The organism is Streptomyces blastmyceticus (assembly GCF_039521185.1).
GTDB classification, from domain to species: Bacteria; Actinomycetota; Actinomycetes; order Streptomycetales; family Streptomycetaceae; genus Streptomyces; species Streptomyces blastmyceticus.
Genome location: NZ_BAAABW010000043.1, coordinates 42155 through 56703, shown reverse-complemented (window position 1 = coordinate 56703; position 14549 = coordinate 42155). Strand labels below are relative to the sequence as shown.

General features: G+C 72.2%; 14 protein-coding genes. 12 read left to right on the top strand and 2 right to left on the bottom strand.

What is annotated here, in order from left to right:
• Positions 1 to 60: 60 nt before the first annotated feature.
• A complete protein-coding gene (locus ABD269_RS34605; RefSeq protein ID WP_344124516.1) occupies positions 61 to 2268 on the bottom strand; it encodes an elongation factor G-like protein EF-G2 in 2208 nt (735 codons plus the stop codon).
• 302 nt (positions 2269 to 2570) lie between these two features.
• Between ABD269_RS34605 and pgsA the strand changes: the two genes are divergently transcribed.
• The 3 genes from pgsA to ABD269_RS34590 are packed head-to-tail and all read left to right on the top strand — an operon-like array spanning position 2571 to position 5340.
• Positions 2571 to 3242, top strand: a complete 672-nt coding sequence (pgsA, locus tag ABD269_RS34600) for a phosphatidylinositol phosphate synthase (RefSeq protein WP_301888947.1) — start codon at positions 2571 to 2573, stop codon at positions 3240 to 3242.
• Positions 3239 to 4171 carry a phosphatidylinositol mannoside acyltransferase gene (locus ABD269_RS34595; protein ID WP_301888948.1) on the top strand — a complete coding sequence of 311 codons (933 nt, stop codon included), beginning with the start codon at positions 3239 to 3241 and terminating at the stop codon, positions 4169 to 4171. The genes pgsA and ABD269_RS34595 overlap by 4 nt, the downstream gene beginning before the upstream one ends.
• Positions 4168 to 5340, top strand: a complete 1173-nt coding sequence (locus ABD269_RS34590) for a glycosyltransferase family 4 protein (RefSeq protein ID WP_301888950.1) — start codon at positions 4168 to 4170, stop codon at positions 5338 to 5340. The genes ABD269_RS34595 and ABD269_RS34590 overlap by 4 nt, the downstream gene beginning before the upstream one ends.
• Before the next feature lie 23 nt (positions 5341 to 5363).
• On the opposite strand, the gene ABD269_RS34585 is transcribed toward ABD269_RS34590, so the two are convergent.
• Positions 5364 to 6041, bottom strand: coding sequence for a VC0807 family protein (locus ABD269_RS34585; RefSeq protein WP_301888951.1), 678 nt, complete (start codon positions 6039 to 6041; stop codon positions 5364 to 5366).
• A gap of 214 nt (positions 6042 to 6255) precedes the next feature.
• Between ABD269_RS34585 and ABD269_RS34580 the strand changes: the two genes are divergently transcribed.
• The 9 genes from ABD269_RS34580 to secD all read left to right on the top strand — a co-directional run bounded on the left by ABD269_RS34580 (position 6256) and on the right by secD (position 14549).
• A complete protein-coding gene (locus tag ABD269_RS34580; RefSeq protein ID WP_116210756.1) occupies positions 6256 to 6798 on the top strand; it encodes a LemA family protein in 543 nt (180 codons plus the stop codon).
• 166 nt (positions 6799 to 6964) lie between these two features.
• Complete coding sequence (pdxS, locus tag ABD269_RS34575) at positions 6965 to 7876, top strand: pyridoxal 5'-phosphate synthase lyase subunit PdxS (RefSeq protein ID WP_301888952.1); 912 nt, start codon at positions 6965 to 6967, stop codon at positions 7874 to 7876.
• An 82-nt stretch (positions 7877 to 7958) separates the two neighbouring features.
• Positions 7959 to 8606, top strand: a complete 648-nt coding sequence (gene pdxT / locus ABD269_RS34570; protein WP_344124511.1) for a pyridoxal 5'-phosphate synthase glutaminase subunit PdxT — start codon at positions 7959 to 7961, stop codon at positions 8604 to 8606.
• Between the two features lie 87 nt (positions 8607 to 8693).
• Positions 8694 to 9446, top strand: coding sequence for a YebC/PmpR family DNA-binding transcriptional regulator (locus tag ABD269_RS34565; RefSeq protein WP_301888954.1), 753 nt, complete (start codon positions 8694 to 8696; stop codon positions 9444 to 9446).
• 147 nt (positions 9447 to 9593) lie between these two features.
• Positions 9594 to 10157, top strand: a complete 564-nt coding sequence (gene ruvC / locus ABD269_RS34560) for a crossover junction endodeoxyribonuclease RuvC (RefSeq protein ID WP_344124559.1) — start codon at positions 9594 to 9596, stop codon at positions 10155 to 10157.
• Positions 10154 to 10780 (top strand): Holliday junction branch migration protein RuvA, encoded by a 627-nt coding sequence (gene ruvA, locus ABD269_RS34555; RefSeq protein ID WP_344124508.1) that lies wholly within the window; start codon positions 10154 to 10156, stop codon positions 10778 to 10780. The genes ruvC and ruvA overlap by 4 nt, the downstream gene beginning before the upstream one ends.
• A 101-nt stretch (positions 10781 to 10881) precedes the next feature.
• Positions 10882 to 11952, top strand: a complete 1071-nt coding sequence (ruvB, locus tag ABD269_RS34550) for a Holliday junction branch migration DNA helicase RuvB (RefSeq protein WP_301888958.1) — start codon at positions 10882 to 10884, stop codon at positions 11950 to 11952.
• Positions 11953 to 12115: 163 nt separating this feature from the next.
• Complete coding sequence (yajC, locus tag ABD269_RS34545) at positions 12116 to 12607, top strand: preprotein translocase subunit YajC (RefSeq protein ID WP_301888960.1); 492 nt, start codon at positions 12116 to 12118, stop codon at positions 12605 to 12607.
• A gap of 148 nt (positions 12608 to 12755) precedes the next feature.
• Positions 12756 to 14549 carry a protein translocase subunit SecD gene (gene secD, locus ABD269_RS34540; protein WP_301888962.1) on the top strand — a complete coding sequence of 598 codons (1794 nt, stop codon included), beginning with the start codon at positions 12756 to 12758 and terminating at the stop codon, positions 14547 to 14549.

Sequence of the window (14549 nt, the reverse complement as noted above, 5' to 3'; positions counted from 1 at the left end):
ATGTCGCCGGAGATCGCAAAGCCGCCCGCCTCCGGTGAGTTGGGGCGGGCGGCTTGCGAACTATGCTCCGTTCTCGGTGAGTTCGCCGATGCGCTCGGCGAGCTGCGGGGGCATCGGTTCGTGGCGGGCGTAGGAGCGGGTGAAGCGGCCGGTGCCGTGGGAGAGGGAGCGCAGGTCCACGGCGTACCGCCCGATCTCGATCTCGGGGACCTCGGCCCGTACGAGGGTGCGGCCGCTGCCGGACTGCTCGGTGCCGACGACGCGGCCGCGGCGGCCGGAGAGGTCGCTCATGACGGGGCCGACGTAGTCGTCGGAGACGAGGATCTCCATCTCGGCGACGGGTTCGAGGAGGTGGATGCGGGTGTCGGCGGCGGCTTCGCGGAGGGCGAGGGCGCCGGCGGTCTGGAAGGCGGCGTCGGAGGAGTCGACGGAGTGGGCCTTGCCGTCGAGGAGGGTGATCCGGACGTCGACGAGGGGGTATCCGGCGGCGACGCCGCGGGCGGCCTGGGCCCGTACGCCCTTCTCGACGGAGGGGATGAACTGGCGGGGGACGGCGCCGCCCACGACCTTGTCGACGAATTCGATGCCGGAGCCGCCGGGGAGGGGTTCGACCTCGATCTCGCAGATGGCGTACTGGCCGTGGCCGCCGGACTGTTTGACGTGCCGGCCGCGGCCGGTCGCCTTCGAGCCGAAGGTCTCGCGGAGGGAGACCTTGTGGGGGACGGTGTCGACGCGTACGCCGTAGCGGGTGCGCAGCCGTTCCAGGGCGACGTCGCGGTGGGCCTCGCCGAGGCACCACAGGACGACCTGGTGGGTGTGCTGGTTCTGCTCCAGCCGCATGGTGGGGTCCTCGGCGACGAGGCGGGCGAGGCCCTGGGAGAGCTTGTCCTCGTCGGCCTTGCTGTGGGCCTGGATGGCCACGGGCAGCAGGGGGTCGGGCATCTGCCAGGGCTCCATCAGGAGCGGGTCGTTCCTGGCGGAGAGGGTGTCGCCGGTCTCGGCGTGGCCGAGCTTGGCGACGCAGGCGATGTCCCCGGCGATGGCCTGGCCCAGCTGGCGCTGGTGTTTGCCGAAGGGGGAGGAGAGGGCGCCGACGCGCTCGTCCACGTCGTGGTCCTCGTGGCCGCGGTCCTCCAGGCCGTGGCCGGAGACGTGCACGGTCTCGTCGGGGCGCAGGGTGCCGGAGAAGACGCGGACGAGCGAGATCCGGCCGACGTAGGGGTCGGAGGACGTCTTGATCACTTCTGCGGCGAGGGGGCCTGAGGGGTCGCAGGCGAGGGGGGCGTGCGGGCGGCCGTCGGGGGTGGTGACGGTGGGGGCCGTGCGCTCCAGGGGGGTGGGGAAGCCGCCGGTGATCAGCTCCAGCAGCTCGACGGTGCCGAGGCCCTGGCGGGCGCCCTCCTGGGCGGGGGCGGCGGCGAGGACGGGGTGGAAGGTGCCGCGTGCCACCGCGCGTTCGAGGTCCTCGATCAGGGTCTTGACGTCGATCTCCTCGCCGCTCAGATAGCGGTCCATGAGGGTCTCGTCCTCGCTCTCGGCGATGATCCCCTCGATGAGCCGGTTGCGGGCCTCGTCGATGAGCGGGAGCTGGTCGGGGCCGGGTGCGGTCTCGGCGCGCTCGCCCGAGGAGTAGTCGAAGACGCTCCGGGAGAGGAGGCCGGTCAGGCCCGCGACGGTGCGGTGGCCGTCGGGTCCCTCGGGGCCGTGCAGGGGGAGGTACAGCGGCAGCACGCGGTCCGGGGAGTCGTCGCCGAAGGCGGTGCGGCAGGTCTCGGTCATCGTCTCGAAGTCGGCGCGCGCGGCCTCCAGGTGGGTGATCACGATCGCGCGGGGCATGCCGACGGCGGCGCACTCCTCCCAGACCATGCGGGTGGCGCCGGTGATGCCCTCGGTGCCCTCCGCCGCGGAGACGACGAAGAGGGCCGCGTCCGCGGCGCGCAGACCGGCCCTCAGCTCGCCGACGAAGTCGGCGTAGCCGGGTGCGTCCAAGAGGTTGATCTTGATCCCGGCCCATTCCACGGGGACCAGGGACAGCTGTACGGAGCGCTGCTGGCGGTGCTCGATCTCGTCGTAGTCGGAGAGCGCGCCGCCGTCCTCGACGCGTCCGGCCCGGTTGACGGCCCCGGTCGCCAGGGCCAGCGCCTCCACCAGCGTCGTCTTTCCGGAGCCGCTGTGGCCGACCAGCACCACGTTGCGCACTTGACCCGGCCGGTCGGCCGACACCGCCCTGCCCGCGGCCCCTGGATATGTGCCCGTCTTCTCGCCCATGTGTCCCGCCTCCCGGTCGACACCTGCGGTACTTCGAGCTTTCCACTGCGGTAACGCTGCGTCCATACATCGCACACGGAGGCGTATACCGGAAGCGGTTCCCCGGTGGTGGGCGCGCTTGGCCGGAAACGGCCCGGAAACGGGCAGGGAACGGGTCGTGGCCGTACCGTGGCGCGCCCGCGGCGAGGGGGACGGGGGCGGGGTGGAGTGATGCGTGCGCGGCGGCCCCCGGCCGCCTGGCTACGATGGGCCAGCCGGTGGCCTCCTGACCACGCGGCCCGCCACGACCCTCCGGGAAGGCCATGCTGAACAAGTACGCGCGTGCGTTCTTCACGCGTGTTCTCACGCCGTTCGCCGCCCTGCTCATCCGCCTGGGCGTCAGCCCCGACGCGGTCACCCTCATCGGGACCGGCGGCGTGATGGCGGGCGCGCTGGTCTTCTACCCCCAGGGCGAGTTCTTCTGGGGCACGGTCGTCATCACGCTGTTCGTCTTCTCCGACCTGGTCGACGGCAACATGGCCCGCCAGCTCGGCCGCTCCAGCCGCTGGGGCGCCTTCCTGGACTCGACGCTCGACCGCGTCGCGGACGCGGCGATCTTCGGCGGTCTGGCCCTGTGGTACGCCGGGCGGGGCGACAGCCTCACCCTGTGCGCGGTGACGATCTTCTGCCTGGCCAGTGGGCAGGTGGTGTCGTACACCAAGGCGCGCGGCGAGAGCATCGGGCTGCCGGTGAACGTCAACGGCCTGGTCGAGCGCGCCGAGCGGCTCGTGATCTCGCTGGTGGCCTGCGGCTTCGCCGGGCTGCACAAGTTCGGCGTCCCCGGGATCCAGTACCTGCTGCCCGTCGCGCTGTGGATCGTCGCCGTCGGAAGCCTGGTCACGCTGATCCAGCGCGTGGTGACCGTGCGCCGGGAGGCCGCCGAGGCGGACGCCGTCGCGGCCGGGGCGGAGGACCGGGGGGACGCGTCAGCGTGAGGGAGAAGCTGACCGACGCCCTCTACGGGCTCGGCTGGGGCACGGTCAAGCGGCTTCCCGAGCCCCTCGCCGTCGGGCTGGGGCAGCGGATCGCGGACACGGTCTGGAAGCGGCGCGGCAAGGGCGTGCTGCGCCTGGAGGCCAATCTCGCCCGGGTGCTGCCCGACGCGTCCCCGGACCGCCTGGCCCGGCTCTCGCGGGCGGGCATGCGCTCGTACATGCGCTACTGGATGGAGTCCTTCCGGCTGCCTGCCTGGAGCGAGGAGCGCATCCGCAACGGCTTCTCCGCCGAGGACCTGCACCGCCTGGAGGAGGCGCTGGCCAGTGGCCGCGGCGTGGTGCTGGCCCTGCCCCACATGGGCAACTACGACCTCGCGGGCGCCTGGGTGACCACCCGGCTCGGGGTCCCCTTCACCACGGTCGCCGAGCGGCTCAAGCCCGAGTCCCTCTACGACCGCTTCGTGGCCTACCGCGAGGGGCTCGGCATGGAGGTCCTGCCGCACGCGGGTGGCAGCGCCTTCGGGACGCTCGCGCGGCGGCTGCGCGCCGGGGGGCTGGTCTGTCTGGTGGCCGACCGTGATCTCTCCTCCTCCGGGATAGAGGTCAAGTTCTTCGGCGAGGCGGCGAAGATGCCCGCGGGGCCGGCGATGCTGGCGGTGCAGACCGGTGCCCTGCTGCTGCCGGTGACCCTCTGGTACGACAGCTCGCCCGTGATGCGGGGGCGCATCCACGCGCCGGTCGAGGTGCCCGAGACGGGCACCCGGGCGGAGAGGGCCGCCGTGATGACCCAGCAGCTCGCGGACGCCTTCGCCTCGGGCATCGCCGAGCACCCGCAGGACTGGCATATGCTCCAGCGACTGTGGCTCGCCGACCTCGATCGGCGCGATGATGAGCCCACCGACAAGAGCTCCGGAACGGAGAAGCCTTGAGGATCGGGATCGTCTGTCCTTATTCGTGGGACGTCCCCGGCGGCGTCCAGTTCCACATCCGGGACCTGGCCGAGCACCTCATCCGGCTGGGCCACGAGGTGTCGGTGCTGGCCCCGGCGGACGACGAGACGCCGCTGCCGCCCTTCGTCGTCTCGGCGGGCCGCGCCGTGCCCGTGCCCTACAACGGGTCGGTGGCGCGGCTGAACTTCGGCTTCCTGTCGGCCGCCCGGGTGCGCCGCTGGCTGCACGACGGCGACTTCGACGTCATCCACATCCATGAACCCACCTCCCCCTCGCTGGGCCTGCTGACCTGCTGGGCCGCGCAGGGCCCGATCGTGGCGACCTTCCACACCTCCAATCCGCGCTCGCGCGCGATGATCGCGGCCTATCCGATCCTCCAGCCGGCGCTGGAGAAGATCAGCGCGCGGATCGCGGTGAGCGAATACGCCCGCAGGACGCTCGTCGAGCACCTGGGCGGCGACGCCGTCGTCATCCCCAACGGCGTCGACGTGGACTTCTTCGCCCGCGCCGAGCCCAAGGAGGAGTGGCAGGGCACTCCGGGTGCCCCGACCATCGGCTTCATGGGCCGCATCGACGAGCCCCGCAAGGGCCTGCCCGTCCTGATGCGCGCCCTGCCGAAGATCCTCGCGGAGTGCCCCGGCGCCCGGCTGCTGGTGGCCGGGCGGGGCGACGAGGAGGAGGCCGTCGCGAGCCTGCCCCGGGAGATGCGGGCCCGCGTCGAATTCCTCGGCATGGTCAGCGACGAGGACAAGGCACGGCTGCTGCGCAGCGTCGATGTCTATGTGGCGCCGAACACCGGTGGTGAGTCCTTCGGCATCATCCTCGTCGAGGCGATGTCGGCGGGCGCGGCCGTCCTCGCCAGCGATCTGGACGCCTTCGCGCAGGTCCTCGACCAGGGCTCGGCGGGCGAGCTGTTCGCCAACGAGGACGCGGACGCGCTGGCCGCCGCCGCCGTACGGCTGCTGGGCGACCCCGCGCACCGGGCGGGGCTCAGCGAGCGGGGCAGCAAGCACGTACGCCGCTTCGACTGGTCGAGGGTCGGCGCGGACATCCTGGCGGTCTACGAGACGGTGACGGCCGGTGCGGCTTCGGTCGCCGCCGACGAACGCACCGGCCTCTTCGCCCGCTTCGGACTGGCGAGGGACTGACGGCGGGGCCCCGAGGCCCTCGCTCAGACCCTGCTGGGCGCCTCTTCCAGGTGCTCCCGGTTGCCGGGACCGGCCGTGCCGAACAGGGACCGGCCGTGCTGGGCCCGGAAGCGCCTGCTGCGCCGCACCGTGGCCACGATCACCAGGCCCAGCAGGGTGAAGGACTGTATCCGCCCGACCAGCGGCACCACGTCGACCGGCAGCGTCAGCGCCAGCACCGTGCTCAGGGCCGCGTCGAGGAGCTGCACGCAGCCCCAGAGGGTGGTGAGCCCGCGCAGGGCGCTGCGGTACTCCGGCATCTCGTGCCAGGCGCGCTCGGCGTCCTCCAGCGCGGCTCCGGTGCGCAGGCGCTCGCCGAACCGGAACGCGAAGGGCCGTGCCGCGAGGAGCGTGGCCAGGATCCACAGCCCCAGCAGCGCGGGCAGCGCGGCGTCCTTCAGCAGCAGCACCCGTGGGTTCCCGCTGATCAGTGAGGTCGCGGCCGAGACGGCGAGCAGCCCCACGACGAACAGGTCGAAGAATTCGAGGCGCCGGCGGAGGACGGCCGTGCCGAGCGCGTGGGCGGCCGGGACCACACTGCTGAGCAGGAGGGCCTGCCACTGGGCCGCGCCCTGCGCCCGCAGTATGTAATACACCGCGAGCGGCAGCACGATATTGACGGCCAGGGGGACGAGCAGGGCTCGCCTGGAGTGCGATTCCATGAGGTGCCTCCGTGGGTGTGGCGTCCTGCTCCCGAAGTTAGGCGCGGCCCGGGTGGAGGCGGATCGGCGCCAGGGTCGAGTCCGGGTGGATGTTCGCGGCCGCCGCTCCACCCCTGGGTGGAGCGGTCGGGGGCGCCCGGCGCGGGCGCGACGGACCGTCACGTTCAAGCCGGGCGCGGGGCCGGCCGGGCGGTGAGCGGTAACGTGGGCCCGCGTGACCACTTTGATCTGGATCGTCGCCGCGCTCGTCGTCATCGGCGTCTATCTGAGCTGGACCGCCGGCCGGCTCGACCGCCTGCACAGCCGCATCGACGCCGCGCGCGCCGCGCTGGACGCGCAGCTGCTGCGGCGCGCCTCGGTCGCCCAGGAGCTCGCCACCGCCGGGGTCCTCGACCCGGCCGCCTCGATCGTGCTCTACCAGGCCGCGCACGCCGCCCGGCAGGCGGAGGAGGAGCACCGCGAGGTCGCCGAGAGCGAACTGAGCCAGGCGCTGCGCGCGGTGTTCGCCGAGGCGCCGCAGGTCGAGGCGGTGCGGGCGGCGCCCGGCGGCGAGGAGTCGCTCGGGGAGCTGACCGCGGCGGTCCGCAGGGTGCCCATGGCCCGCCGCTTCCACAACGACGCGGTCCGCGCCGCGCGGGCGGTCCGTACGCACCGGGTGGTGCGGTGGTTCCGGCTGGCGGGCCACGCGCCGTTCCCGCTCGCCTTCGAGATGGACGACGAGCCGCCGGTCGCGCTGGGCGCCGGGGCCCACGACTGACCCGCGGGCCCTGCGGCGCCGGGCCCGAGGCGGCCCGGCCGGGGCGAATCCGCCTGTCACGGCCGCCCTGACAAGCCACCGGCCTCGGATTGGCCCTTTTTCCCGGGCCGAGGTGGCCGCTTGTATGAGGGAGCAGCATCACCGCCCTTGATAGCGAGGTCACAACGTGTCCAGCACGTCCCCCAGCACCACCACCCCCGAGACCGGCACCGCGCGCGTCAAGCGCGGCATGGCCGAGCAGCTCAAGGGCGGTGTGATCATGGACGTCGTCACGCCCGAGGAAGCCAAGATCGCCGAGGACGCGGGCGCGGTCGCGGTCATGGCCCTGGAGCGGGTGCCCGCGGACATCCGCAAGGACGGCGGCGTGGCCCGGATGTCCGACCCGGACATGATCGACGGCATCATCGACGCGGTCTCCATCCCGGTGATGGCCAAGTCCCGCATCGGGCACTTCGTCGAGGCCCAGGTGCTCCAGTCCCTCGGCGTCGACTACATCGACGAGTCCGAGGTGCTCACCCCGGCCGACGAGGTCAACCACAGCGACAAGTGGGCCTTCACCACCCCCTTCGTCTGCGGTGCCACCAACCTGGGCGAGGCGCTCCGCCGGATCGCCGAGGGCGCGGCCATGATCCGCTCGAAGGGCGAGGCCGGCACCGGCAACGTCGTGGAGGCCGTGCGCCACCTGCGTCAGATCAAGGGCGAGATCGCCCGCCTGCGCGGCTACGACAACAACGAGCTGTACGCCGCCGCCAAGGAGCTGCGCGCCCCGTACGAGCTCGTCAAGGAGGTCGCCGAGCTCGGCAAGCTGCCGGTCGTGCTGTTCTCCGCCGGTGGTGTCGCCACCCCCGCCGACGCCGCGCTGATGCGCCAGCTCGGCGCGGAGGGCGTGTTCGTCGGCTCCGGCATCTTCAAGTCCGGTGACCCGGCCAAGCGCGCCGCGGCGATCGTGAAGGCCACCACCTTCTACGACGACCCGAGCGTCATCGCGGACGTGTCCCGCAACCTGGGCGAGGCCATGGTCGGCATCAACTGCGACACCCTTCCCGAGTCGGAGCGCTACGCCAACCGCGGTTGGTAGTCCCGTCGTCCCGAACCTGAACGGTGGGCGGCCCGCAGCTGCGGGCCGCCCACCGGCCGTCCCGTGTTGAGAGGTACTCACCGTGTCCACCGCCGACAGCCCCGTCATCGGCGTACTTGCCCTCCAGGGTGACGTCCGCGAGCACCTGATCGCTCTCGCCGCGGCCGACGCCGTCGCGCGCCCGGTCCGCCGCCCCGAGGAACTTGACGGCCTCGACGGCCTGGTGATCCCCGGTGGCGAGTCCACCACTATGTCCAAGCTGGCCGTCGCCTTCGGGATGCTCGAGCCGCTGCGCGAGCGCGTACGGGCCGGGCTGCCCGTCTACGGCACCTGCGCCGGCATGATCATGGTCGCGGACAAGCTCCTGGGCGGCCGGGAGGACCAGGAGACGCTGGGCGGGATCGACATGATCGTGCGCCGCAACGCCTTCGGCCGCCAGAACGAGTCCTTCGAGGCGTCCGTCGAGGTCTCCGGCATCGAGGGCGGCCCCGTCGAGGGCGTCTTCATCCGCGCCCCCTGGGTCGAGTCCGTCGGCGCGAGCGCCGAGGTGCTCGCCACCTACGACGGCCACACCGTCGCCGTGCGGCAGGGCAATGTGCTCGCGACGTCCTTCCACCCGGAGCTCACCGGCGACCACCGCGTGCACGCGCTGTTCGTGGAGATGGCCCGTCGGCACGCCCGTGCGGGGCTCGCCCCGGGCGGCAGGGGCGTGTGCGTCACCGCTGCGTGAGGGGTGGTGGTTGGGAGACCGGTGGGCCGATCCCGGTAGGATCACAGTCGTTCGTTCAGAATTTGGTTACGCGAAGGAGACAGGCGGATGTCCGGCCACTCTAAATGGGCTACGACTAAGCACAAGAAGGCCGTGATCGACGCCAAGCGCGGCAAGCTCTTCGCGAAGATGATCAAGAACATCGAGGTCGCCGCCCGCACCGGCGGCGCCGACCCGGCCGGCAACCCGACGCTGTTCGACGCCATCCAGAAGGCGAAGAAGAGCTCGGTCCCGAACAAGAACATCGACAGCGCCGTCAAGCGCGGTGCCGGTCTCGAGGCGGGCGGTGCCGACTACGAGACGATCATGTACGAGGGCTACGGCCCGAACGGTGTCGCCGTGCTCATCGAGTGCCTCACCGACAACCGCAACCGCGCCGCCTCCGACGTCCGCGTCGCCATGACCCGCAACGGCGGCTCGATGGCCGACCCGGGCTCGGTGTCCTACCTCTTCAACCGCAAGGGCGTCGTGATCGTCCCCAAGGGCGAGCTCACCGAGGACGACGTCCTCGGCGCGGTCCTGGACGCGGGTGCCGAGGAGGTCAACGACCTCGGTGAGTCCTTCGAGGTCCTCAGCGAGGCCACGGACATGGTCGCGGTCCGCAGCGCGCTCCAGGACCAGGGCATCGACTACGACTCCGCCGAGGCCAACTTCGTGCCCACCATGCAGGTGGAGCTCGACGAGGAAGGCGCGCGCAAGATCTTCAAGCTGATCGACGCGCTGGAGGACAGCGACGACGTGCAGAACGTCTTCGCCAACTTCGACGTCTCCGACGAGGTCATGGCCAAGGTCGACGCCTGACGCAGGCGCGCACGACGGGCTCAGCCGACGGGCCGACGGGGACACCACCCGTCGGCCCGTCGGCGTGATCCGCCGTTGTCAGTGGCAGCCGATAGCCTGCGACAGCAGCAGGAACACACGGTCGTACGGCGAAGGGGAGGGCACGCGATGCGGGTGCTGGGGGTGGACCCGGGCCTGACCCGGTGCGGCATCGGCGTCGTCGAGGGCGTCGCCGGACGGCCGCTGCGCATGCTCGGCGTGGGCGTCGTCCGCACCCCCGCCGACGCCGAGGTCGCCGACCGCCTCGTCCTCGTCGAGCGCGGCATGGAGCAGTGGCTGGACGAGCACCGCCCCGAATTCGTGGCCGTGGAGCGGGTCTTCAGCCAGCACAACGTGAGCACGGTGATGGGCACCGCACAGGCCAGCGCCGTCGCCATGCTCTGCGCGGCCCGCCGCGGGCTGCCCGTCGCCCTGCACACCCCCAGCGAGGTCAAGGCCGCCGTCACCGGCTCGGGCCGGGCCGACAAGGCGCAGGTCGGAGCCATGGTCACCCGCCTGCTCCGGCTCGACGCGCCGCCCAGGCCGGCGGATGCCGCCGACGCCCTCGCCCTGGCCATCTGTCATATCTGGCGGGCCCCCGCGACCAACCGCCTCCAGGAGGCCGTCGCCGCCCACCGCCGCACCACGCGCCCGCGGGACGCGGCCGTACGAACCCTGAAGGGCAGCGCATGATCGCCTTTGTCTCCGGCCCGGTCGCGGCCCTCGCCCCCGACACCGCCGTCGTCCAGGTCGGCGGCATCGGCATGGCCGTCCTGTGCACACCGAACACCCTGTCCGGCCTCCGGATCGGCCAGGAGGCCAAGCTCGCGACCTCCCTCGTGGTGCGCGAGGACTCCCTCACCCTCTACGGCTTCGCCGACGACGACGAGCGGCAGGTCTTCGAGCTGCTCCAGACCGCCAGCGGCGTCGGGCCCCGCCTCGCCCAGGCCATGCTCGCCGTGCACTCCCCGGACGCCCTGCGCCGCGCCGTCTCCACCGGTGACGAGAAGGCGCTCACCGCCGTGCCCGGCATCGGCAAGAAGGGCGCGCAGAAGCTGCTCCTGGAGCTCAAGGACCGCCTCGGCGAGCCGGTCGGCCCCGCCGCCGCGCGACCGGGCGCCGGCCCCTCGGGGGCGGTGGGCTGGCGCGAGCAGCTGCACGCCGCGCTCGTCGGCCTGGGGTACGCGGCCCGGGAGGCGGACGAGGCGGTCACCGCCGTGGCACCGCAGGCCGAGGCGACCGTCGCCGCGGGCGGCGTGCCCCAGGTCGGGCAGCTGCTGCGCGCGGCCCTGCAGACCCTGAACCGGGCCCGGTGACCCGATAGCCGTCGACCGGGGCCCCGGCCCCGGTCCTCAACCGCCGCACGGGCTTGGACAAACGCCCGACCTCGACCGTCACGAATCGTGAGGCACCACCCGTGAACTGGGAAGACGACTCCGCACCCACCGCGGCCGACAGGCTGGTCGGCACCACCGCCGACGGCGAGGACCAGGCCGTCGAGGCCGCCCTGCGCCCGAAGGACCTCGGCGAGTTCGTCGGCCAGGAGCGCGTGCGCGAGCAGCTCGACCTCGTCCTGAAGGCCGCGCGCGCCCGTAACGCCACGGCCGACCACGTCCTGCTGTCCGGCGCCCCCGGGCTCGGCAAGACCACCCTCTCGATGATCATCGCGGCCGAGATGGGCGCCCCCATCCGCATCACCTCCGGCCCCGCCATCCAGCACGCCGGTGACCTCGCCGCGATCCTGTCCTCCCTCACCGAGGGCGAGGTGCTCTTCCTCGACGAGATCCACCGCATGTCCCGGCCCGCCGAGGAGATGCTCTACATGGCGATGGAGGACTTCCGGGTCGACGTCATCGTCGGCAAGGGCCCCGGCGCCACCGCCATCCCCCTGGAGCTGCCGCCCTTCACCCTCGTCGGCGCCACCACCCGGGCCGGGCTGCTGCCGCCCCCGCTGCGCGACCGCTTCGGCTTCACCGGCCACATGGAGTTCTACGCCCCCGCCGAGCTCGAGCGGGTCATCCACCGGTCGGCCCGCCTGCTCGACGTCGAGACCGACGCGGAGGGCGCGGCCGAGATCGCGGGCCGCTCCCGGGGCACCCCCCGCATCGCCAACCGCCTCCTGCGCCGCGTCCGCGACTACGCCCAGGTCAAGGCCGACGGCGTCATCACCCGGGAGATCGCCGCACAGGCACTCGCCGTCTACGAGGTCGACGCCCGTGGCCTCGACCGGCTGGACCGCGCCGTGCTGACCGCGCTGCTCAAGCTCTTCGGCGGCGGCCCCGTCGGCCTGTCCACCCTCGCCGTCGCCGTGGGCGAGGAGCGCGAGACGGTCGAGGAGGTCGCCGAGCCCTTCCTCGTACGGGAAGGGCTGCTCGCCCGTACGCCCAGGGGCCGCGTCGCCACGCCCGCGGCCTGGGCGCACCTCGGTCTGGAGGCGCCGCGGCGGCCCGCGGGCGGGGCCGGGGGACCGGGGCTGTTCGACGCGTGACGGCGCGTGGGCTGGTCCGGTCAGGAACCCCGGTGCCATGCTGAGCGTTGTTCCCTAGGCGCGGACTCGCTTAGACTCCGCCGATGCCGTCCGTATCGGTGCGGCATACCACCCCCGTAGACCAGGCCGCGCCTCCGTGGTCGTGTGAAGGAAACCCCGTCCCGTGAATATCATGACTCTCCTGCCGTTCATCGTGCTTATCGGGGCCATGTTCCTGATGACCCGGTCGGCAAAGAACAAGCAGCGCCAGGCGGCCCAGATGCGCGACCAGATGCAGCCGGGCACCGGCGTGCGGACGATCGGCGGCATGTACGCCACCGTCAAGGAGGTCAACGACGACTCGGTCCTCCTCGAGATCGCCCCGGGCGTGCACGCCATCTTCGCGAAGAACTCCATCGGCGCCGTCCTCCAGGACGACGAGTACAACCGCATCGTCCACGGCATCGAGCCCGACGAGTCCGAGACCCCTGTCGTCCCGGACGACGCGTCGTCGCTGACCGAGGCCGACACTCCGGCCGACACGAAGATCGACCTCGGCAAGGCCACCCCCGCCGAGGACGAGGCCGCCAAGGGCGAGAAGGCCGACGAGGCGGGCGCGGACGAGGCCAAGGACGCCAAGCGGGACGGCAAGCCGGGCGACACCGACGCCAAGTAGCACCACCCGGGAACCGCGGAGCACTCACCGATCAGTGCGCCGCGGTTCCCCTTCGGTCTAGGCTCCGGCGGGGGCAGGTCCCCACAACACTTCGTGGCCGTCCGGGAAACACCCGACGCCGGGCGGTTGGACAGGGAGAAACGACAAGGTGGCAGCACCGAAGAAGGGCCGCAGGTCCCCGGGCGGCCAGGGCAGGCCGGGCCGCGTCCTGGCCCTGATCCTGATCGCCATGGTGGCGCTCACCGGGGGAATGTTCGCCTCCGGGCGCACCACACCGCGGCTGGGTATCGACCTCGCGGGTGGCACCAGCTTCACGCTGAAGGCCAAGAACGAGCCCGGCAAGCCCAATGCGATCAATGACACCAATATGAACACGGCCGTCGGCATCATCGAGCGGCGTGTCAACGGCCTCGGTGTCAGCGAGGCCGAGGTTCAGACGCAGGGCCGCGACCACATCGTCGTGAACATCCCCAAGGGGACGAACGCGGAGCAGGCCAGGCAGCAGGTCGGCACGACCGCCAAGCTGGGCTTCCGGCCCGTGCTGAACGTCGCCCCCGGTGCCAAGGCGCCCGAGCCCAACTCCAGCCCCTCCGCCGGGAGCAAGGACAAGGGCGACAAGAGCGGTGACAAGAGCAAGGACGACAAGAACAAGCCGTCCGGCTCCCCCTCGCCCTCCGCGAGCACGCAGGGCCGCGCCGTCACCGACGCGCTGAAGGCCGATGCCGCCACCACCCCGAGCGCCTCCGCCTCCGCGGGCAAGGACGACGCGGGCGCCAAGAAGGACGACAAGTCCAAGCAGGACACCAACCCCTCGCCGGCCCCCGCCGACGTCGCCGCGCTCCAGAAGAAGCTCGACGCGCTGGACTGCTCCACCAAGGAAGGCCGCTCCGCCGCGAGCGAGGCCGCCGCCCGCGCCGCCGCGACCGACACGATCGTGGCGTGCAAGAAGGACGGCTCCGCCAAGGAGATCCTCGGCCCGGTGTCCGTCGAGGGCACCGGCGTCAGCAGCGCCTCCGCCGTCTTCGACAGCCAGCAGGGCCGCGGCTGGATCGTCCAGCTGAAGTTCACCTCCGGCGGCTCCAAGAAGTTCGCCGACGTGACCGGCCAGCTGGCCACCAAGCAGTCCCCGCAGAACCAGTTCGCGATCGTCCTGGACGGCGAGGTCGTCTCCGACCCCTCCGTGTCCAGCTCGATCAACGGCGGCCAGGCGGAGATCTCCGGCGGCTTCACCCAGCAGAGCGCCCAGGACCTGGCCAACGTGCTGTCCTACGGTGCCCTGCCGCTGTCCTTCAGCGTCGAGACCGAGACGACCGTCACCGCCGCGCTCGGCGGCGAGCAGCTGCGCGCCGGTCTCATCGCCGGTGCCATCGGCCTCGCCCTGGTCATCATCTACCTGGTGGCCTACTACCGCGGTCTCGCGCTCGTCGCCCTCGCCAGCCTCCTGTGCTCCGCGATCCTCACGTACGTGATCATGGTGTTGCTGGGGCAGGCCATCGGCTTCGCGCTGAACCTGCCGGCCGTCTGCGGCGCCATCGTCGCGATCGGCATCACCGCCGACTCCTTCATCGTCTACTTCGAACGCATCCGGGACGAGATCAGAGAGGGCCGGACGCTGCGCCCGGCCGTCGAGCGGGGCTGGCCGCGTGCCCGCCGCACCATCCTGGTCTCCGACTTCGTGTCCTTCCTCGCCGCCGCGGTGCTCTTCATCGTCACCGTCGGCAAGGTGCAGGGCTTCGCGTTCACCCTCGGTCTGACCACGCTCCTCGACGTCGTCGTGGTCTTCTTCTTCACCAAGCCGCTGATGACGCTCCTCGCCCGCCGCAAGTTCTTCGCCAGCGGCCATCCGTGGTCCGGGCTGGACCCCAAGCGGCTCGGCGCCAAGCCGCCGCTGCGGGGCTCCCGCCGTCGCCCCTCCGCCCCCGTCGACCCCAAGGAGGCGTGA

Excerpts from the sequence above, each read along its gene's own strand:
- ABD269_RS34605 (WP_344124516.1), bottom strand. The coding sequence starts at position 2,268 with ATGGGCGAGAAGACGGGCACATATCCAGGGGCCGCGGGCAGGGCGGTG.
- pgsA (WP_301888947.1), top strand. The coding sequence starts at position 2,571 with ATGCTGAACAAGTACGCGCGTGCGTTCTTCACGCGTGTTCTCACGCCG.
- ABD269_RS34585 (WP_301888951.1), bottom strand. The coding sequence starts at position 6,041 with ATGGAATCGCACTCCAGGCGAGCCCTGCTCGTCCCCCTGGCCGTCAAT.
- ABD269_RS34565 (WP_301888954.1), top strand. The coding sequence starts at position 8,694 with ATGTCCGGCCACTCTAAATGGGCTACGACTAAGCACAAGAAGGCCGTG.
- ruvC (WP_344124559.1), top strand. The coding sequence starts at position 9,594 with ATGCGGGTGCTGGGGGTGGACCCGGGCCTGACCCGGTGCGGCATCGGC.
- ruvA (WP_344124508.1), top strand. The coding sequence starts at position 10,154 with ATGATCGCCTTTGTCTCCGGCCCGGTCGCGGCCCTCGCCCCCGACACC.